The following is a 21,345-nucleotide window of genomic DNA, read 5'->3' as shown; positions in this document are numbered from 1 at the left end:
CCCAAATGCTGAAGAATTCATTCCTCAAGCCCCCTCCGTCCCCATACCTTTTCAAGTACAACCATTCTACCCTCTTCCCCTCACTAATCCACAATGTCCTTATTATCTTCCTCACAGTAATACAGAAGAACTTCTTCCTTATCAAAACCCCCGTGCTTCTGAGGATTCTTTTACGCAAAAAACTGATAAAAAACAGTTAGAGGAAACTGCTTTAGTAACTTACCAAACAGCACAAACTATACAACTTGCTCCAGAAATGATGCACCTACCTGGAGAAGCGATTCAATTCTTTTCCACACAATCTAGAAAATCTCCATTAACTGTAATTTGCCAGGCTATCGGTCTCGCAAAAGAAAGCATTTTCTTATGTGTTTACACGATCACTTCCCCAACAATTATCGCAGCAATTTTAGAACGCGCAAATGCAGGAGTTAAAGTTGAATTACAATTTCAACATATTAACAACCACCAACCCTTAGTTGCACACCCTAATGTTAAAATGAAACCTTTCAACTCGCGCTACAACGCTCTATTACATCGAAAAAATCTGGTCATTGACAACTGGTTAGCAATTCTAGGATCAGCAAATTTCTCTGAAAGAGCCTTTTCTCATGATGTCAACTTCATTGCACAAATAAAAAATCCTACTCTTTGCCAGCTTATACGAAATTGGGAATCAGGCCATTGCTATACTGGATCACAAAGATTTGATTACTACAGTTTGTTTTTTCAGAATAAACAAGGACTACAAAACATCATTAAAACATTAAAAGTCGCTAAAAAAACAATTTTTGTAGTTATGTTTATTCTGAAAAACGAAACTATCTTAAATACTTTACACGAAGCCTCAACAAGAGGTGTTCAGGTATCCGTCATTGTAGATTCTTGTGAGAAAAGAATGCCTTTTTATTTCTTACAAGCATTAGGATCTTCTGTCGATCTTTATGAAAGTACACATAGCGGCCTCTTGCATTGTAAAATCTGTTGTGTTGATCGTCGATTCTTCATCCTTGGTTCTGCAAATTGGAGTAATAACGGAGTTAATCGTAATGTTGAAGATGTATTGATTGTCCATAAACCAAGCCCTTCACAATTTGCTGCTTTCTTTGATTTGTGGTCTGAACTTTTAGCGGCAAGCGAACTAATTACTGCCAGCAACGTATCACGGAAACGCCGTAAACAGCAAAAACCTAAAAATAAAGATCCTGACTCTTAATTCTTTCTTAAACGCTCAATAATTAAATGAGGCCGCTTTCAAAAAAAAGAAATTTTTAGCAAAATTCGCCGATTTTTATTGTCATAAAATTGATGTGCTAAGATGAAAACTCACAGCTCTTTCCATCATCATAGCCATAAATCTAGAGTAAGGTCATCTTCTAGAAGCCATCAAAGATATCATCCCTATCGTAGCTCTCATAGTTCTAGATCTTCTTCAGATCATCACCGCCCTTCTAGAAGCTCTCGCACACGATATTCTCGAGAGCAGGAATCCCCGCCGCACCCCCTTCTCCTCTGACCTTCTTTTCTTCTCAAATCGACCCCGAACACAATTTTACCGAATTGATTTGTGAAACTATAAAGCGGGCTCACTCATCTGTGTATGTCAAAATATTTATCTTAAATAATCCTAAAATCCTAGAAACTTTAAGAGAAAAAGTTCTTGAAAATGTTTATGTAAGCATTTTATGCCAGAAGCTACTAGAGACATTTAATTTTCCAAAATGCTCCAATCTCTCACTAACTAAATTCGTCTCTAGATCTGGAGTAAAAGCACATAAAAAACTCCTCCTCACAGATAGAAGATATTGTCTTTTCAGTACAGCAAACTTTTCTGATACTAATCAGAAAGATGTTAATCTCACTGTATGCGCAACCTCCTCACAGTTGCATTATGCTTTAAATCTTTCTCGACCTACAGTATGTCCAATTGGAGGATCAATAGTACGGTATTACCCTATAGGTCGTACTCATTGCGACGGCAGCAACATTATATGCAATATCTTGACTCGAGCTTGTAAAAGTATACAACTTGGTATGCATATTCTCTCTCATCCAGAGGTCATCAAATTATTACTCAAACTGAAGCATAGTGGTATTCGCGTAACCGTCATTCTTGATCCGAAAGCATTACAACAACCAGAACTCCCAGAATCTCAACGCCGACTAATGCAAAAACTCGATATGCAGATATGGAATGGAGAGGGTATGCTTCATTGTAAATTCTGTTTAATTGATAAAAAAATAGCCATCGTTAGTTCTGCAAATTGGACAATTTTAGGATTAACAAAAAATCAAGAAGACTTACTTGTACTAGAAGATTTGAACAAAGAGCATAAAGAACAACTTCTAACATTCTGGAACAATATCCAATCAAATACTATCCCTCTTTCTAGGTATGAAGCTAATAACAGCAATTTAGTACTTACAGAAAAATCATCTGATTGTGAAGCAAGTACATCCGAAGAAACCTCTTCCTCCATTTCTAAAAGGAAGTAATACGTAACCTCTAAGAGACAAAACATACTCTTTTATGACAAAAGGGCCGATCAAGAAAAATCCTAGTCTCTCTTTTGACTACATGAAAGAACACTGTAATTTTTTAAAAATTTTCAAAGACAACATTTACTTGCTTTTCTTAAAAAGAAAATCCCTACATTATAAACCACTTACTATTTAAACATGGAAAGCTCTGATGAACTGTTCTTTTTTGTATGTTATTCATCCGCATACAGTCTTTAATCCTCGATTAGGATTGCACCCTTTATCCTCAGATAAATACATCGAAGAAGGCAATCGCTTAGCTGCTTTTATCGAAAGTCTGCCTTTAGAAATTTTTGATACCCCTACTTTTATAGAAAGCGCTTCTTTAGGAGCTCCATATATTCTATCTTGGGAAAATACTAAAGATGGCGCTCTTTTCACTATTCTTGAACCTAAACTCTCTGCTTGTGCAGCCACCTGCCTTGTTGATATTTCTATCCCTATGAAATCTGACAGTGAGCTTTTAGAAGAAATTAAACAAACATTGCTAAAAAGTTCTTACGACGGTATACGCTATCTCATTACTCAAGAGTCATTTTCTCAAACAGAAGAATCTTCTGTTCTCACTTTGGTTGAAGACGACGTTGAACTAATTCGGAATGTTGATTTCTTAGGACGCGCTGTCGACATTGTGAAATTAGATCCTATAAATATTCTCAATACTGTCAGCGAAGAAAGCGTACTGGATTATTCTTTCTCTAAAGAAACTGCTCAACTTAGCTCGGATGGCCGTTTCGGAATCCCTAAAGGAACAAAAATTTTCCCTAAACCTGCTCTTGATGTGGAAATCAATACCTCTATTTTTGAAGAAACAACTTCTTTTACTCATAGCTTTTCTACTTCTGTTACCTTCTGTATACCTGATTTTGCTGGTAACATGTCTCTCCAAACTCCTCCTCTGGTAGAAGGAGGACAAAAGGAAATCCTTGTCACTAGAAAACATCTATTCCCTAGTTATTCCCCCAAGCTTGTAGATGTTGTTAAAAAATACAAAAGAGAAGCTAAAATCCTTGTAAATAAAATTACTTTTGGAAAGTTATGGCGACATCAAGCTAAAAGTCAAATCCTTACAGAAGGAAGTGTTCGTTTAGATTTACAAGGTTTCACCGAATCAAAATACAATTATCAGATTCAAGTGGGCACACATACTATTGCTGCAGTATTGATTGATTTAGAGCTTTCTCGTATTAAGTCTACATCTGAACAAGCTTATGCTATAAGAAAGATTAAATCTGGATTCCAACGTAGTTTAGACGATTGTCATATTTATCAAGTTGAAACAAAACATACTTCAACTTTCTGTGAGACTCCTAAAATGCCTGTGTTAGAGCAGTCCGAGGATTCTGACTTGAGCCTTGCCGAAGCAGCTGCTTTTTCAGGAAGTCTGACCAGTGAGTTTGTTAGAAAAAACACGCTTCATGCTAAAAATACTGTAACCTGCTCTACTGCAGCACACTCTCTTTATATCCTGAAAGAGGATGATGGCCTAGATCCTTCAGAGAAACGCTTAGATAACTCTTTCCGTAACTGGGTTGAAACCAAATTAAGTCCTACTTGCCCCAATTCTTGGTCCGTATTTATTCAAAAATTTGGGACACACTACATCACCTCTGCGACTTTTGGAGGAATAGGGTTCCAAGTTTTAAAGCTATCTTTTGAACAAGTAGAAGATCTTAATAATAAAAAGATTTCCTTAGAAACTGCTGCAGCAAATGCTTTGTTAAGAGGCTCAGTCTCAAACAGTACGGAGTCAGCTTATTCTTCTTATAGTTCAGCATCCTCTTCCCATACGGTATTTTTAGGTGGGACAGTTCTCCCTTCTGTTCATGATGAACATCTAGATTTTAAAGACTGGTCAGAAAGTGTTCGCTTGGAACCCGTACCCATTCACATTTCCTTGCTCCCTATAACAGATTTACTCAATCCTCTTTATTTTCCTAAAGTAGATGCAGCGGAATTGTCTAGTAAACGAACGGCTCTCCAACAAGCTATTCGAGTTTATCTCAATAAACACAGAGTCAACGAGCAAGGCGAACGCTCTGTGTTCACAGCAGGGATTAACAATCCTTCTTCTTGGTTTACTTTGGAATCAGCTCACGCCCCTGTTGTCGTTAGCACTCCATATGTTGCTTCTTGGTCCACTCTTCCTTATCTATTCCCAACATTAAAAGAGCGCTCTTCGGCAAGTCCTATTGTCTTTTATTTCTGTATAGATAACAACGAGGCTTCTTCACAAAAAATTCTAAATCAAACCTATTGCTTTATCGGATCTTTGCCTATTCGCCAAAAAATTTTTGGTAGCGAATTTTCGGGAAGTCCATATCTATCTTTCTATGGAAGTGATGTAGAAGCTTATTTTGATAGCAGTTATTACACATGTCGTTGTGGATGGGTTATTGAAAAGTTAAACACTACCAAAGATCAATTTCTAAGAGATGGTGATGAAATTCGTTTGAAGCATGTTTCTAGTGGGAAATATCTCTCAACAGTACCTCTAAAAGATAACCATCGGACTCTCACATATACAACGAATAGTCAAGAGGCTATTTTCATTATCAAAAAATCTTCAAGATACTGTCCGTGAACACTTTTACATCTATATGCACTTATGCTAGCGCTGGGTACGCATACGCAGATGTTTGGGTAAGGAGGCAGAGTCTCTAACAATTCCCGGATGGTAAGTTAAGGGGTCTCTGTCTCTTTCAAGAGAGCTAGAAGAGGTTCTCGTCTCAAGCGTCTGCTGACGTTAAGGTGCCATCGCGAAGAATTTCTTCTCGATGGCACTTTTCGGCCAGTTCCTTGTCATGAGTTACAATCAATACACCTCGGTGGTGTTCTGCAAGAGATAATAATAGCTCGTGGATTGTGTTAGCTGTCCTGCGATCTAGATTCCCCGAGGGTTCATCAGCTAGTACTATCTCTGGATCGTTCATTAAAGCTCGAGCTATAGCAACTCTTTGTTTTTCTCCTCCGGAAAGCAGGCCACTTTTTTCTGATCGTCGATCTGCAAGTCCCACAGTCTCTAATAAGAAAAAGGCTCGCTCGTATGCTTCAGATTTCTTACTTGTGTCCTTTCGTGCTATCTGCGCAGGAGTCAACACATTATTGATCACCGAATCATCTTCTAATAAATAGAAGTTTTGGAAAATAAACCCGATCCTACGATTTCTAAAAATAGGAAGATCTTCATGACGCACGCTTTTCCCAAAGAACAATACCTGTCCAGAACTCGGTTGATCTAAAGTCCCCAAAAGATGCAATAGAGTACTTTTGCCACTACCAGAAGCGCCTGTAATAGCCACAACCTCTCCCGCATACAATTGAAAACACACATCTTTTAATATATCAACGCAAACATCTCGTTGTTTAACTGTTTTTGAAACATGACGCGCTTCAACAAGAACACCCATAATTTCCCTACTCGGTCTTTAAAATATCCGAAACTTGCATACGCGCAACATGTTGTGCAGGAAGAGCTCCTGAAATGGCTGCCAAAATAAAAGCTCCTAAAGACAAGTAGATCATAGTTGGAAGGTGGAAATTTTGAGGAAGTTGTTCTCCAAAAAAGGAAGGATTAAATGCCTCTCTTCCCTGTAACGCACTCAACCAACGCGTTAAAATTTCTAAATTTCGCAACGTTAACGTAGCAAAAATAGATCCCAAAAAGGCTCCAAATAAACCCGAGCAAGCTCCACACAAACCAAATATAAGTCTTAAACGAGATGAAGACACTCCCATAGCCTTTAAAATACCAATCTCTCTTTTTTTATTATTCACTAATAAAATAGACATGGTGACAATATTAGAGCAGGCAACAATGAGTACGATAAAGGAGATTATCGAAAATAAGACTTGATCACTTTGCAATTGATCTAAAATAGGTTTAAAAAACTCGTAATCATACAAAGAAGAAATTTCCCAGTATGAAGCAATTCCTGCCTCATTTAATACTTTCTGCAAAGCAAGTTTCGTAGCAAGAATCTCCTTGACATTTGGAAGAAACACTTGCCAACCGTTACCCATACCCAATCCTTCCGATTCTGAGCGAATAGAAACAGCAAGATCTTTATCAATAAAAATAGTTTTACCTCCAAACGGAGAAACACCTGGATTATAGAATCCAATCACTCGTAATGGAAATCGTACCTCTCCTTCTTTTTTTGCAGAGAAAATTGCTAATGACGCAGTATCTCCAACTCGATAACCTTGATCACGATAGTGAACGGGGAGAATCACCGACATTCCTCGGAACTTTTCCTGAAGAGAAAGAAAATCTGCTAACCAACCTTCCGAAGAAGCATTAAAATGGTTTAAAATCTCTGTTGAATAATCTGTTTCTTCGAAAGGAAGAACTCGCTGTTGATAAAAAGATTCGGCCGAATACGCTACGTATTGCGATAATGAGCGCGGCTCTCCAGTATAACTTCGAGTACCCCGGTCCATGTACACATGCCCCATTCCCTCCTCAAATTCAACAAATAAAGCTTTTTGAGAAGAAAGACAGGACAACATTCGCTCATTAGCTGTCCGAACTAGATCTAAAACCTCCCCATTAGCAGAAAATTCAGGAGCAGGGAACGTTTCTGGAAGCAAAAAGTCGCTGTCAGGATCGTAAGGATCTGTTTGCTCAGAAAGAAGTTTTTCACCAATGGTCTTATAAACATACTGAGAAGCTTCCGAATGAGAATCTATCTGATAATAGTATGACTCATAATATTTTCCGGAAGGCTCGATCCGAATAGAAGAATGTAGCTTTGCGAGATCACCGACCCATCTTTGCTGAAGCCCGTGGATCACAGACATGAAGACCACGGACAACCAAACAACAAGCGCAATAATCCCAATAGAAAAAGCCGAAACTATAGAAGAAGAAAACCTCTTTCTTCTTGGAACTAGGTACTTGAAAGCCAACAATAATTCTAACTTCATGACACCCTTGGGATCTAGAAGCTAGATAAAAGCCTACTTAGCTTCTTTGAAGATAACGTGCTTACGCAGCTTTTTATCATATTTTTTAAGTTCTAGTCGACCGGTTGTTTTTCTTTTATTCTTAACAGTCCAATACATCTCAGAACTTTCAGTGCTTTTCAATTTAATAATTTCGCGGTTTTTGCTGGCCATGAATGAACCTTTGCTCAAGAAAATGCTAAATCAGCCCATATGCTACAGCTATTTTCAAAAATAATCAAGATTTGCTCTCTAATTTGTTCAAAGAGAACTTATTCCTCATACGCTTTTTCAAAAAAATCTTGCATTTTTGATAATTTTTAATTTTTTTACCACTTTCTAACCATTATCTTGCTGCGGTGTTTCCAGTTTTCATCCGCTCTGTTACTGCAGAGCAAAAACAAATTTTTTTTTGAATTCCGGAAAAAAAGTTGTCTTATCAAGCCATTTACCTTATCATTTTTTCCTTTTCCTTCTCTTTTGGAATCAAGAATTTATATTTCCTTAAGAAAGATTTCTGAAAAAACAAAGGTTTTTTGCTGAATGAAAAAGTTTGCTACTCTTTTGTGTGTGCTCCTATCCGGCAATAGTTTTGCGGCTCCTGTTCAAGTTCCTGGGTTTCCAGCTATTCCAGAAACCTACATTACCATCGACGAGGAAAAATCAACTTTTAGGGAATACTGCCGAGGTGTCAATGTCCTTAGTTGCGGCTACAATCTTGTCGGGGTGTTCCACACTCCAACGACCCCTATGCCCAAGGGAGGATATCCTACAGTAATCTTTTTCCATGGATTCCGAGGCAATAGCTTTGGAAGTGATGGAGTTTATCGAGAATTAGCTTATCTCCTAACTTCGAATGGAATAGCTGTGGCTAGATTTGATATGGCAGGGTGTGGAAATAGTGAAGGTTTCCAAGACCAAATTCCGGTACAAACCTATCTAAAAAACGGGGAAGATATTCTTGCTGCTGTATCCCAGTACTCTGAAGTCAATCCTCATCGAATTGGGATTGCTGGAGTCTCAATAGGATGCCATACTACTATTCATCTAGCAAGTACCTACAAACCTAATAACTACTCCATCCAAGCTATCTCAGTCTGGGCTCCTGTTGCTGACGGAATTATTCTCCTTAAAGAGATTTGTGCAACGATAGGTTTATCCACTTTAGCAGATTCATCGGCATCTGAAAGTGTTGGCTCGGCTTTTGGTTTCAAAGATCTTCCTATTAGGCTTTGTCGAGAAGACATAAGTTTCTTCTTAGGTATTCAAGATCATGTTCTCGTGCTCTCTCTACCTCGACGAATCCCGATTCTCCATCAACAAGGAACAGAAGATTGTGTTGTTTCTATGGCACATCATCGACTATTCCTAGGGTCAGCTCCCGCGCAAATGCGTTTCAGAACTTATACCGGTACTCAACACGACATAGCCACTTCTCCTCATCGCCAACAAATATTGCACGATATATTCACACATTTCAAAAAGCATCTTTAATGTATTTCTTTTGTTGGAGCAGATTAGTGCTCCAACAATTCTTTCTACACACTACAGCTTTTATATCCCTGAGATTTCTTTTAAAAAGCTTCTTGCGTATACTTCTTCTAAACGTAAGCATATTTTCTATTAACCTTCTTTCCAGGAGTAAGAAGGTTTCTTAAAAAGGAACGTTTTTGGCTCAAGAGGATAACAATGATTGATGTTTTAATTATGGGAGCCAATCCTTCGGGACTCATTCTTGCTAGCATCTTAAAGCAACATGGGGCTCGTATTAAAGTAATAGACTCTCGCGATAGCGTAACATCTCCCTTACCCCTGCCTTTGCATACCCTCCCCTTAGTTTTAGCTTCTTCTTCTTTAGAACTTCTCGACAATATGAATCTTTTGGGAGATTTATTGAATAAAGGACGTAAAATCTTTGGAGCTCGTTATCACTGGAAACAACGTTCTGTTCTTTTTAAATTCGATCAATCTTCTGCTTCTCGTTATCCTTTCTCCCTTCTTATTTCTTATGAAGATTTGGTTTCCCATTTGCTCCAAGAATTCGAAAAACGAGGAGGTGTAGTTAACTGGGCAACTCGACCTGTTACTCAAGTGGAACAGAATCTGTTCATAGAAAGCACAAAAAGCTCAACACAAGTTTACGAAGGACGCGAGATTTTTGCTCCTAAATGGATCATTGCCTGTGAAATGGATGCTGATCCAGATCTTAAAGATCTATTGAAAACACAAATCAAACCAAAAAAATTATATAAAGAAGCGCTATTTGTGGATTGCGAAGAAGGAGAGCCTTTTGAAGAAGCCCACATTCACCTCCTCCCTATTACAAAAAATTTCGTAAATTTTATTTTTTATAATCCATATAGAGGCTCTCGCCAACTATACTTAACAAACACTTCTGGGCCGCTTTCTCCTAAGTTTAAAAATAAACTGCTCTATACATATAGTCTTGCATTAGCTGAAAATTCCCTTTCTATTTCTACGACTCTCCTACAATATCCTTTTTGCCATGATCGCTATATTTTCTTAGGAAGTATCGCTAATAATTTATCTTTTTCTTATCTTTCTGGAGTGAATTCTAACATTCATGAGGCCTTTAATTTAGGATGGAAACTTCTTCCCGTACTTAAAAAAGCAGCCTCCTCGCAATTAATTTTTTCAAAAGAATTAAAAACAAGCCACGTACTCCCTCATTTTAATGAGGTTCATCAAAAAAGGGCTGTTAAGCTTCTTTTTTCAAACATGTACACTCCAGCTTTAATGTACTATTATCTTAAAAAATGCCGAAAACTCGATATAGTCGAAGGAGAATTGTACTATCCTTCTCATCGAGCATTGAAATACGAGGCCAGTGATATCATTAAAGTATCTCCTAACGACAAAGAAATCCGGGGACCTAGGCCAGGATCTCGTGCTTTAGATGTTCGGCTCGATACTGGGGATTATCTCTTAGATTCGTTGAAAAATGCCAAGCATTTACTAATTTTTTTCAAAAATCGCAACGATCTAGTCTCGGCTCTTCTTGAAGAGTATGGTGAATGGGTGGATGTTATTGCAACTGAAGATCCTAATGTTCATAAATTTTATCACGCGAACCCAGAGTCTTTATTCATCATTCGTCCGGACCGCTATATTGGATATAGAACACACTCCTTCAAGCTTCACGAGTTAATTTCTTACCTACTCCGTATCTTTGCAACAGAAAACTAAACCGTGCAGAATTATCTTTTGAACTTACGGCTGAAGAGAACTGCGAGCCTACCTTTAGTTTTTCTTGTGACTAGCAATTAAGTTCTCTTTTTGAGATTCTAATGTTCCTATCTGCATCTTTAATAATTGATATTGATGGTTCCACTCTTCTCCAAACTTCTCAAACTCGGCTTCTTTCTCTTTTAAAGCTGCCTTAGCTTTCTCAAAGCTTTCCTCTATTTTTGCATACTCCGCTCTTCGTTCCATGATACGAAGACTTTTTGCGAACCAAGAAGAGACAATCGTGTAGAGTACATACCCAGAGATTTTATTTAAGTCTTCGTCTAAAGAGGCGAACAAAGCTTTTACAGCATCTGACAAACTTTCATCAGGAATGATTTTTTGGCAAAACTCATCTAGTCTAGCCTCTACATTTCTGCATTCCACGGATTCGTTTCGTGTTTTCTGAACCCAATCTTCTAAATGCAATAAAACATCTCGACAACACTCCTGATAGCTAGATGCGATTTGCGATGTAGCTCGCTGATTATTTAGAATTTGCTGCTGTACACAAATATCAAACTCTCCACCTTTAAAAGGTAATCTGAGATCAGGACGAAGATCTTCTCGAGCTTTAAGGAATCGTCTTAAAGTTTTATACGTATTGCTGTAATCTTCAGGAGAAAGCTGCGAAGGATCCTGTTGTAAGCGTTTATACAAATGTTTAAGCTCTGCACAAGCTTCCCGAGTGACTCTCCATCCTGCTCCAAGAACAAACCGTAAAAGAGGGATATTTTCTTCTTTATCATAAGAAGCAAAAAGGCTTTCACCATATTGCAAAAGCTGTTGCGGATTCCGAATCACACTTGTACCTAAAACCCGCCCCTGCTCAGTGTAATATATGCCTTGCTCGGTATTACCCAAACACATATCCAGCTCTAATAAATCTTTTACTTCCTGTAAGTTCCCCTCTTCAGCAAGTTTACTGAACATGGCTTGCATATTTCGATGGGCCTTGTTGCTTTCCTCTACATTTCGGTCCTCGTAAGCTTTTGTCAATTGACGATCAAGATCCAAAAGAGCTCTCACTTTTGTAGAGAGCTCTTCTCGAGAGACTTTCTTAGCAAGCACCCCCTCTTTTCTTACAACTATCTTTTTCAGGCGACTAATAATCTCATTATAAAGAGACTCTTTTTTATCAATATTCACCATACCTTTACGCTTCTGAGTCAATAAGGACTCCAAAGATTTTGCTTTGCGTTGTTCAGCTAAAAACCTCATATTCATAGATTCAAACTGTAAGCAAGCCGCATGATACTCATCTTGTCGTGCCTCTATAGCAGCGACCTCCCTCTCCAAAGAAGAAGAAGTTTTTTCAGTAGTAGATTTCTTTAGAGAAGCCTTAGTTGCTTTTTTGGAGAAAAGCGATTGATATTCTTTTGGAAGTTGTTGAAACGCCTTATCAAGAGCTTTAGCGTCTGCTCGTAAAGCTTTCACAGTGCTCTGTAAAGTTTCTTGTTTTTGTTCTTCTGGAAGCTTCTGAGCTGCTAGTAAAGCTGCCTCTGCTACCCGAAATTCTATCAATCCATCCAACCCATAAATATTTCGTAGCTTCTCTAGCTTTTTAATATCTTGAACATCCTGCTGAGGATACGGAAGCTTCCTGTTGTCTGAAGCTAGTTGTTTGGCGAGAGAGGCTACTTCTAACTTCCAATTTCTTTGATTTATCCAGGTAGACAGTAGGGAAGGGATCACTTCCACTCCTAAAGCCAAAACACAGAAAACAATTGGAAGCCATGTTAACTGTACAGAGAACAGAGCTATCGCAAGGCAGGAAAAAGCAATAGAAAGTACTGCTCCAATAATAGCTTTAGTAATCATAGAATTTCTCAAAGATGCCCGAAGATCTTTGATCAATTTTGTGAAAGCGTTCAGCGTACGGTTAGCCTTCGCTCGCGCTACCCCATTGACTCGTTGATAAGAAGCCTGTGCTATTCCCTCAGCTGCAGAAACCGCAGAGGAGGTATCAGATTTTTCTAAGACAGGTAAAGTTTCAGTACTTAATTCTTCTAACCGATCTAATAATCCAGTCATAGAGTCTGGTGTGAAAGACGATAGCATCAAGGCAAGACCACCCGCTCTCTTGATTAATTGCTGCATAGTGTTAGTTGTTATGTTCCCATTTTGAGATTTTTCTAAACAATCCTCAAAACTATTGATTTCCCCTAAAAGCCTTGAAAGATGTTCATATCCATGAGAAACCATCTCTAAAGTTGTTTCTTTCGAAGAAATTGTGTTTTCTAAACGATTCGTTGTGGCTAAATCTTCTAATGCAGCCCCTTTTTCCAAGATTTTTTTCTGCAAACTAACTGGGCTAGAAAGCATTGTGTTGAGCAATAACCGCTGCCCGCTCATTCCTTCTTCATAAATCGGAAGAGAAATTTGTTCCAACTGACCTTGTATGTTCGACAATTCTGAAACTAAACTGTTAAATTCTTCCCTTACAGATGCTAATTCTTTTGAATCTTCTATTTTCCCTATATTCCCTAAATCTGCGTGTAAAGCGTGCTCACAATCATCAAGATATTGAACCGCAGTTCCTAATAAAGAACATGAATCTACAACACCCCTGCATTTGCTTAAAAGCTTACCAGTTTCATTGGTAAAGTCTGTTGATACAATAAGATTCAATTTCGTTTCTTTAAAAACACCATAGCGATCCCTCCACTCAGCCAAACGAGTCTGAATTCCTTGAAGCACGGCCGCGAATTTTTGTTTTTGCTCTAACGAATCCTGAGGAGATAGGTGAACTGCTGAAGCCCCCCATTTAGGATTGCTAATAAAAGCCTGTAATTTTTCTGCTGTGGATAACAATTTATGGAAGCGATGCTCTGGATGAGATTTCATCACCTGCCCGAGTTCTTTATGCAAAGCCTGACCACTGCGAACGACTTTACAAATATTATCAATGTGGGTAGTCATCCTTCCTTTCGAAAACTTATTTCCTCCTAAAGGTACTACAGCTTGAAGTAGCCTTTGATAAACGCTCTTTTCTATATTTTGCATAGAAGTTGTAGGAAAAACTTCCAAATGCCCTTCTAAAAGAGAAACGACAAAATCTGCACAAGAACAGATGCTCTCATATACTGCAGCAAATTCTTCCTCTTTTAAAGACGACTCTTCTTTTGCGAAAAGTTTCTGTAAATCTCCGCGTAGATACTTATTGGTTACTGTACGCAAACCTCTCTGTATCGATGGAGAGATCCCTTCCTCGATACAAATTTCGTGCATAAGCTGCTCAATATTTCGATATACCTCCCATAAAGAATCTACTTGAGTCTTGTGCTGGGGTAGTTGCTTGATTTGATCTCTCCAATTTCTAACCTTACCTAGAACTGGAACTAACCACATTTGCTCAACAGCAGACTGGACTTTTGTATGATGTTTACTAGCAATTTCCAAAAGATTCTGCCCATCAACGAGAAAATCTTGCGCAGATGAAGAAAGATTTGCCCCACACCAATCAGCCATTAAAGGACTATTCAAAAAGCGCATTTGGTATCGCTGAACAGTTTCCCGAGCTTCTTTCCCAACACAAGCTCCCCAAGCCAACATATTCAACAAAGATCTAGTAATATCCATCAAAGATGCTTTGTCTTTTGCTGCAGAAACGTCCACTCCGCCAACAAGTAAAGCCTGTTCAGATACCAACTCCAAATCTGCAGAAGTTTTCTTTCCAGCAATTATCTCATCTTTAACAGATTTCACCTGTTGAGCAACCGCCCTCCAAAAAGTATCTTGAACAGAAGGAATTCCAATAGCTGCATCTACCTGATAACGCTGATGAGCTAACCCCGCGAAATCATATTTTTTATCCGCAGACAAAGGATGATTAGGAGCTCGCTCTTCAGGGAATACTCCATGCAACTTCTCTTCTGCTTTTCGAAGACAAATATTGTAACGACTTAGAAGACTTCCATCTATAGAATCTTTATTAGAAAGCAAATAGCAATAATAAAGATGAAGAGCTCGATACTCTTGCCGGATTTGCTGACACCTTTTCTGTAAACAGCCTTTAGCAATACTTAAAACAATTCCCGCTCCTATACAAGCTACTATAGGAATCCATAAAGGTACACCAAGCAGCATACATATGGGAACCGCAAAGAAAATAGCCATCCCAATTATCGTTAAGATTTTGAGAGCAATTTCATATATTCGAAGCTTTTTCAGATCCGTATTCTTAGCACCTTCCATACTTTTCTCTACGACATCAATTAAATCTTGTCGTGTAGAAAAATTTGAGCTTAGCCCTCGAACTTCTGGACTCAAAGGCTGAGGAGCAACTGAATCTGCTTGGGTAAACTGCTGATTTAAGACGTTTAGACGCCCTTTCGAGGAAAGGTCAGGACTTGAGGATGGGGATGCAGCCGGATTTGTCATAATTTCCTAAAAAATTACTTTTAAAGGAAGAATTATACTCCATTTTTACATATAAGTTCAAAAATTTTAGATTTATACTCACCCCCTTCTCTTATTCTTTTAGTAAAGATCTTTTTGATTAAAAAAACTTAATAAATCGTGTTCTTTTAAAATGCGAATTCCTAATTCTTGTGCTTTTTTTAACTTGGCCCCAGCTCCGCTCCCCACTACAATTGCATCAGTATTTTTTGAAACGGAAGAGCTTACTTTTCCTCCTAAAAAGCGAATTCGCTCCTCGAGCTGAGATCGCGTTATTTCTTGAAAAGTACCTGTAAGAACAATCGTTTTCCCATATAATGGCGCTTCCTCCCTATTAGCCTGCTTAGGAAGAACACGAACCCCTAACTCTTGCATATGACGAATTTCTTCCAAATTCTCGGGTTTAGAGAAAAACTCTAATATTGATGCAGCAACCTTTGAGCCAATTCCTTCTACGGAAAGCAGCTCATCCAACGAGGCTTTCATCACACTATCTAAGGTTTCAAAATGATCCGCTAAAGCTAAAGCTCCTGAACTTCCTACAAAAGGGATCGAGAGAGCAGTTAAAAAACGGTCCAAAGTCACATCTTTAGCTTTAGCAATGCTCGATAGAAGATTGTGTACAGAGCGACTCTTAAATCCAGGAATCAGTTTTAATTTTTCTTCTGTAAGAGCAAATATATCCGAATAGGAGCGAATCAATCCCATTTCAAATAGTTTAAGTACTACCTTTTCTCCCAAATGGTCGATATTTAAAGCACTCTTACTAGCAAAAAAACATATCTTTTCAAGTAGTCCTCCTGAACATAAGGAATTCACGCAGCGAACAAAAATTTTTTCCTTAATAACAGGCTGGCAACATACTGGACATAAAGAGGGCATTTTCCAAGGAGTACTGGCAGGAGAACGTTTGGCCAAATTAATCCCAACAATTTTTGGAATAACTTCACCACCTTTTTCTACATAAACTGAATCTCCTATACGAATATCTTTTTTCTCAATCTCATCTTCATTGTATAAGGAAGCTCTGGATATTCGACTTCCGGATAAAAAAACTGGATCTAATTCAGCAACGGGCGTAAGAATTCCCGTTTTCCCTACTTGTACAACAATATCTTTTAAAATTGTTTCTGCCCTTTCTGGAGCATATTTGTAAGCTATTGCCCAACGATAATGTTTGCTAGTTAACCCTAAAAGCTTTTGATTTGCTGTATTATCTACTTTAATGACCACTCCATCTATGGCCATGGGAAGTTTCGATCGTATTTTTTCTATTTCTTGAATACGTTCTATCACTTCTGTTTTAGTACGACACTGTTTAGGCATGCCTGCAACAGGGAATCCCCATTTAGCACACAGCTGAAGATTTTCAAAATGAGAAGATTTTTCCCAATCTGCTATCAACCCATAAATAGATAAATCTAATTTCCTTTTAGCAGCTTCTTTAAAAGACAAAAGTTTAAGAGTCCCTCCAGCAGCATTACGAGGATTCGCAAATTCTACCTTCCCTTGTGCCCTCTGAGAAGAGTTTAACTCTTCAAATGCCTGATATGAAAGAAAAACTTCTCCTCGAACTTCAACCTCCGAAGGAGCAGTTTGAGGAAGTATCATAGGCAAAGAGTGTATTGTACTTACATTAGCGGTAATGTCTTCTCCATTTACCCCATCCCCACGACTCAAAGCTTGAACAAAAGACCTATTTTCATATCGAATAGCTACAGCAATTCCATCGATTTTCAACTCTAATGAATATTCTGGAGAGTAGCCGAGCAATTTTTCTGTCCGAGAAAAAAATTCTTCTAATTCTGCAAAAGAGTAGGCGTTCGCAATAGATAGCATGGGTCGAGAGTGCGCGACCACAGAAAACTGTCCTGAAGGACAATCACCTAGATACATTGTTGGTGACCAAGAAACTTTCCATTCTGGATGCAAAGCTTCTATTTCTTGAAGCTCTCGCATCTTCATGTCATAACTATAATCAGAAATCGTTGGTTGATTTAATACATAGTAATGTCGATCATGCTCCACCAATTCTTTGCATAAAGCAATATAATAATCCTGAGAAGCAGATTTCATAATAAGCCCTTTATTTTATACATCTTTCGCACAACGAAACCCGTAGGTACTATTAATCGCTCCTGGATTATTTCGATGGCGATGTGCACAACGCAGATCTTCTTTTAAACTTTTCCAACAACCTCCTCGCAAAACACGATAAACCCCTTGAGGAGGTCCTAAAGGAGAATCTGGCTCTAAAGCCGAACTTTCATAAAAATCGTAGCTATACCAATCTTGACACCATTCATATACATTACCAGCCATATCATAAAGGCCTAGTATGCTAGAAGGATAGCTCATCACGGCTGTTGTGTCTGAACTAAAAAAATTCGCCTTACTTTTGTCTATCTCTTCCCCAGTAGGATATCGTAATCCTAGCAATCCTCCTGAAGCGGCTACCTCCCATTCTGCTTCAGAAGGTAATCGCTTACCTATCCAACTCGCATAAGAAGAAGCCCCATACCAAGTAACCCCTACAACAGGATGTTTCGCATACCCCGGCTCAATAATTAATCTCCCTGAACGTCTCTGAATTCTAGAATCCTTTAAGCGAATAAGTTCATTGTAATGTTGATCTTGCTCACCCCCAATAAAATCCAAAAATCGAACAAATTGCTCATTGGTCACAGGATGAATATCTAAGAAAAAACCTGGAAGCGTTACGCAGTGAACAGGTAATTCATCACGCTGGCCATCTCCGCTCCCACGAGAAAAATCCCCTCCTTCTATAAATACCATTTCTGTGGGCAATGGGAGAGGTTTCACCTCCTCTCTTTCCGCCTCTACATAACGACTGACAACAGGCTCCCTAACTAATAAAGACTGCAAAGGATTGGAGCCTCCTTCTCCATTTTCTAGATCTCCTTCTGCATGAACAGAAGTAACCATAGCTTCATCAATAGATTTCGCCTCTACTAATACAAAAGCTTGATGTTCTTCTTTCACTTCACACAACTTCTCTCCTTCTCGAGTAAAAACTGAAAGAGCATTATCTTCTGAAGTATCTTTTTCCAATTCCATTTTACGCAAAGGTTCATAACAATGATCCATGACCGATTGCAATTGCTCTCCCATTGTTTTTTTCTTCAGAGCCTCTTTCAGCCGTTTTGGACGAAATTCTTCCTTTTGTTGTAAACAACTCAAAATAAACCCGTCCCAATCATAAATACTATCAGGTACGTAAAGAGAAGGCTTCGGAAAAGCTCCCCAAGGAAGGGATCCGACTAATAAATAATATGCCAAAACTCCAACAGAATAAGCATCCACCGCACGATAATGAACATCCTTATCTTCAGGAGCTTCGAACATAAGTAGCTCACGAATACTTTCTATGCTTTGCTTCGTATTCCCCTGTACAATTGTTGAAAACATGCGTTCTTTAAGAAGAGCTGCAAACCCTACTTCTGGGAGATAGATACTAGTTCCTCCATTAGTAAAAGAAACATGAACAGAGTGCAAATTAAGGTATCCATGCCCTAACCCCATGTCATGCACTAACTCGAGCACTTCACAAAGCTGATGCACTAACTGTAAAACCTCTTCTTCTGATAATTTTCTTCCCAATAAATATTGGGCTAGTGAAACTGTTCCACTATTTTCTTCTGTAACAACAAAATACCGATTGTTCTCTTGTGAAACATTTTCTATGGCTACCAAACTAGGATGACGGATGGAAGCTAATTGAACAATCACTTCTTGAAAAACTTTCATAAAATCTCTTGAAGAAGAAAGTTCTTCCGGCAATATCTTGAGAACATAACGTTTTTTAATAAACCGATGTTCTGCGAGCACATCCCGACTCCACAGTCCTGATCCAAGTTCTGCGATAACTTTATAGTCTCCCCAATATTCAACTGCGGCGCGCTCTTCCATTTTTTGGGACCCCTATACTCTTGTTACGAAGTTTTTTTGCTTGAGCCTATTAGACAGTCTGCTTTTCCCAGTACTATACTGGTAGTCTTGCGATACGTCCACAACAAAAGATCTCTTATTTTAATAAAGGAACCGCTTAGCTTAATAAGTAAGCTAAGCGGCACGGATAGAAATATTTTTAAGGAACTACAGGCAAACGCACAACGCTCCAGGATAGAGAAGAAACTCGGAAATTCCGCTCTCCAACAATTAACTGAAAAAATCCATTTGAAGTCGCATAATACGTAGCCGCACACCAAAACATAGGTACAGTTGTATACCAGGTAGACCCCAGACAATTGGATATTCCCAACAAACTTCGGACTGCTTTACCTGCTGCATCATATGCATTAGCATATAACATAACACGGCCTCCAACTCCGTTATCTAGCCAGTCTCCGTTTTTCCTCATGAAGACAGATAGACGGAATAGAACAGGGGCTTCTGAAGAAGCTGAGAAAAACAACTTCCCTCGATTATTAGGATCTAAAGAAACTGCATTATCTGTAGTATCTTGAATTTGCTCATTGTAAGCATTCCAAAGAACTTCAGCTCCCCATCCTCCAGTATCTCCTGAGCCCACATGCCCACCAGAAGTAGCTGAGCGCATGCTGATTTTTGGCTCACCTCTCTTATACAATCCATAAGGAACATACTGTTTCCCCTGACGGGAATTAATATCTCTGAAATCTACCTTGGTATTATTGCTATATTCCTGATAGTTCACTGTATTATTTGCTAAATTAACTCGACCACTGAACGAAATATTGGAAGTGGGATTTGTAATTATAAATTTTTTATTAGCAAAAAGATCTTGTTTACATTCAAGATTAGCTGTGCTGCTCAGTAAGTCTTGTTTAACTATAACATTGTTAGCCGTTACAGCTTCGGAAATGGTTACTGCGTTCTCTTTCTTTCCCTCACTCAAATTAGTTGTTGATATATTCAAGCGAACAAATGTTGGGAAAGAAACATCTACATGATTATTAGAAGTTGTCATTAGTCCTCCTCCGTATAAGATGAGCTAAAGGGGAACCAAATTACGTTAATCATTGTGTACGCTATGCGAATACTTATCTTCGTAATAACTTGTATGAAGGGAAGTTCACCTCTAATTGAAGGAATAGAAAAGATGGAGTACAATGAAGTATTTGTCGTATTTCCTTCCGAAAATCCTCGTGTATCCCCCGTACATAGATTCGTATAATCATAGGCAGAAGTATACAATCTTAAAAAAATTGTAGGGTCATCGTTCCCTGCGTGATAGCCTCCACTTCGAAATACTTGAAAAGCAACCTGATAAATCCCCGGGCTTTTCAAGTAAAGTTTTTTCATATCATTGTCTTTCCAATAGAACCTGTTTCGATACATTGGAGTAAAAGACTCCGTATCCTCACTTGTATTCAATCGTAGATCAAGAACACTACCTCCTTGTAACCCTGCACCGTTACGATGGGTAGTACAATTGTATGCTTGAGTAGATCTCTCCCGGTAATAATCAAAAGTTATTGCATCTCGTGCAGACTTAGGATCACTTAAGTTTGTAAGTTGAGGAACTTGGTTTTGGTTACACTTAATATTAAAATCCCCTTTTAATACTGTTTCTCCCAGGGATGTTCTTCCTCCCTTAACGTTACCTCCAACAAACAAATCAACATCTGCTTGTATTTTCGATCCTGTAATATTGAGATCTCTTCCTGTTAAAGTTTCATCAATAGTTGTATCGCCTTCCACATTGAGTGTTGCATTATTCAACCATAAATTTTGATCTTTAACTCCAGTTCCTTCATTGTCACTTAATCCCGGAATAGGAGCTGGTCCTTTAAATACTGTTTTCTTCACAATTAACCTCCCATCTCCGGATACACAAGAATTCCAAAGTAGAATGTAGATAATGATGAATGGTCATTTCCATTTTTATAACGAACCTCTAGAAGAGTTTTCATGATATCTGTGTTATCTTTAGTAAATGGTCCATCTGGATTGGTAATATCATTTCTTACATGAATAGCTGTTCCAACTGCTGTGGACGCATAATATCCTCCTCTACTGAATGTCGAGCTTTCGCTATACTCCTTCCCAGAAGGGATTCCTAAACAATAATCCCCCCCGTATCCATTATTCCATCCCCAACGTTTCCCCACGCCTACGTTGATAATGTACACTCCTTTTGCAAGAAGTTGTAAACCACTAGTTCCATTAGGATCTATTTTAAAATATTCTGTTCCATTTTCCGTTGAT

The 21,345-nt window shown here is 38.5% G+C and carries 13 protein-coding genes and 1 pseudogene; 5 read left to right on the top strand and 9 right to left on the bottom strand.

What is annotated here, in order from left to right; genetic code table 11:
- The 3 genes from IJ490_RS00070 to IJ490_RS00060 form a co-directional block, all read left to right on the top strand.
- The coding region (locus IJ490_RS00070) for a phosphatidylserine/phosphatidylglycerophosphate/cardiolipin synthase family protein (protein WP_291891152.1) at window positions 1-1,216 on the top strand (1,216 nt) is incomplete at its 5' end.
- Between the two features lie 344 nt (window positions 1,217-1,560).
- Entirely contained in the window at window positions 1,561-2,496 is a 936-nt protein-coding gene (locus IJ490_RS00065) for a phospholipase D-like domain-containing protein (RefSeq protein WP_291891150.1), read from the top strand.
- 193 nt (window positions 2,497-2,689) lie between these two features.
- On the top strand, window positions 2,690-5,125 hold the full coding sequence (locus IJ490_RS00060) for an MAC/perforin domain-containing protein (RefSeq protein ID WP_291891154.1): 2,436 nt from the start codon (window positions 2,690-2,692) through the stop codon (window positions 5,123-5,125).
- Window positions 5,126-5,270: 145 nt separating this feature from the next.
- Here IJ490_RS00060 and IJ490_RS00055 read toward each other — a convergent pair whose 3' ends face one another.
- The 3 genes from IJ490_RS00055 to rpmG are packed head-to-tail and all read right to left on the bottom strand — an operon-like array spanning window position 5,271 to window position 7,662.
- On the bottom strand, window positions 5,271-5,951 hold the full coding sequence (locus IJ490_RS00055; protein ID WP_291891148.1) for an ABC transporter ATP-binding protein: 681 nt from the start codon (window positions 5,949-5,951) through the stop codon (window positions 5,271-5,273).
- Window positions 5,952-5,958: 7 nt separating this feature from the next.
- Window positions 5,959-7,470 (bottom strand): FtsX-like permease family protein, encoded by a 1,512-nt coding sequence (locus IJ490_RS00050; RefSeq protein WP_291891146.1) that lies wholly within the window; start codon window positions 7,468-7,470, stop codon window positions 5,959-5,961.
- A gap of 33 nt (window positions 7,471-7,503) precedes the next feature.
- The gene (gene rpmG / locus IJ490_RS00045; RefSeq protein WP_080121198.1) at window positions 7,504-7,662 is read right to left on the bottom strand and encodes a 50S ribosomal protein L33; all 159 of its coding nucleotides are present in this window, start codon (window positions 7,660-7,662) and stop codon (window positions 7,504-7,506) included.
- Window positions 7,663-8,031: 369 nt separating this feature from the next.
- Here rpmG and IJ490_RS00040 point away from each other — a divergent pair, with 369 nt between their 5' ends.
- Both IJ490_RS00040 and IJ490_RS00035 read left to right on the top strand, forming a co-directional pair.
- Window positions 8,032-8,982, top strand: a complete 951-nt coding sequence (locus IJ490_RS00040; RefSeq protein WP_291891124.1) for an alpha/beta hydrolase — start codon at window positions 8,032-8,034, stop codon at window positions 8,980-8,982.
- A gap of 195 nt (window positions 8,983-9,177) precedes the next feature.
- Window positions 9,178-10,695 (top strand): FAD-dependent monooxygenase, encoded by a 1,518-nt coding sequence (locus IJ490_RS00035; protein ID WP_291891122.1) that lies wholly within the window; start codon window positions 9,178-9,180, stop codon window positions 10,693-10,695.
- Window positions 10,696-10,749: 54 nt separating this feature from the next.
- Here IJ490_RS00035 and IJ490_RS00030 read toward each other — a convergent pair whose 3' ends face one another.
- The 6 genes and pseudogenes from IJ490_RS00030 to IJ490_RS00005 all read right to left on the bottom strand — a co-directional run.
- Window positions 10,750-15,117, bottom strand: coding sequence for a hypothetical protein (locus tag IJ490_RS00030; protein WP_291891120.1), 4,368 nt, complete (start codon window positions 15,115-15,117; stop codon window positions 10,750-10,752).
- Window positions 15,118-15,216: 99 nt separating this feature from the next.
- Window positions 15,217-17,211, bottom strand: a complete 1,995-nt coding sequence (ligA, locus tag IJ490_RS00025; RefSeq protein WP_291891118.1) for an NAD-dependent DNA ligase LigA — start codon at window positions 17,209-17,211, stop codon at window positions 15,217-15,219.
- A 15-nt stretch (window positions 17,212-17,226) separates the two neighbouring features.
- Window positions 17,227-19,065 carry an SUMF1/EgtB/PvdO family nonheme iron enzyme gene (locus tag IJ490_RS00020; protein WP_291891116.1) on the bottom strand — a complete coding sequence of 613 codons (1,839 nt, stop codon included), beginning with the start codon at window positions 19,063-19,065 and terminating at the stop codon, window positions 17,227-17,229.
- Window positions 19,066-19,243: 178 nt separating this feature from the next.
- On the bottom strand, window positions 19,244-20,104 hold the full coding sequence (locus IJ490_RS00015) for a hypothetical protein (protein ID WP_291891114.1): 861 nt from the start codon (window positions 20,102-20,104) through the stop codon (window positions 19,244-19,246).
- Window positions 20,104-20,946, bottom strand: coding sequence for a hypothetical protein (locus tag IJ490_RS00010; protein ID WP_291891112.1), 843 nt, complete (start codon window positions 20,944-20,946; stop codon window positions 20,104-20,106). Before IJ490_RS00010 ends, IJ490_RS00015 begins: the two co-directional genes overlap by 1 nt.
- Window positions 20,947-20,948: 2 nt before the next feature.
- Window positions 20,949-21,345, bottom strand: a pseudogene (locus IJ490_RS00005) (hypothetical protein); the annotation flags it as partial.

It is taken from the genome of Chlamydia sp. (assembly GCF_017472245.1).
In the GTDB taxonomy this organism is placed as follows: domain Bacteria; phylum Chlamydiota; class Chlamydiia; order Chlamydiales; family Chlamydiaceae; genus Chlamydia.
This window is presented reverse-complemented; position numbering and strand designations above follow the sequence as displayed.

What these genes read in the sequence shown, in the direction of transcription:
- IJ490_RS00035 (WP_291891122.1), top strand. Translation starts at nt 9,178, where the DNA reads ATGATTGATGTTTTAATTATGGGAGCCAATCCTTCGGGACTCATTCTT.
- rpmG (WP_080121198.1), bottom strand. Translation starts at nt 7,662, where the DNA reads ATGGCCAGCAAAAACCGCGAAATTATTAAATTGAAAAGCACTGAAAGT.
- IJ490_RS00020 (WP_291891116.1), bottom strand. Translation starts at nt 19,065, where the DNA reads ATGGAAGAGCGCGCCGCAGTTGAATATTGGGGAGACTATAAAGTTATC.
- IJ490_RS00030 (WP_291891120.1), bottom strand. Translation starts at nt 15,117, where the DNA reads ATGACAAATCCGGCTGCATCCCCATCCTCAAGTCCTGACCTTTCCTCG.
- IJ490_RS00040 (WP_291891124.1), top strand. Translation starts at nt 8,032, where the DNA reads ATGAAAAAGTTTGCTACTCTTTTGTGTGTGCTCCTATCCGGCAATAGT.
- IJ490_RS00055 (WP_291891148.1), bottom strand. Translation starts at nt 5,951, where the DNA reads ATGGGTGTTCTTGTTGAAGCGCGTCATGTTTCAAAAACAGTTAAACAA.
- ligA (WP_291891118.1), bottom strand. Translation starts at nt 17,211, where the DNA reads ATGAAATCTGCTTCTCAGGATTATTATATTGCTTTATGCAAAGAATTG.
- IJ490_RS00015 (WP_291891114.1), bottom strand. Translation starts at nt 20,104, where the DNA reads ATGACAACTTCTAATAATCATGTAGATGTTTCTTTCCCAACATTTGTT.
- IJ490_RS00050 (WP_291891146.1), bottom strand. Translation starts at nt 7,470, where the DNA reads ATGAAGTTAGAATTATTGTTGGCTTTCAAGTACCTAGTTCCAAGAAGA.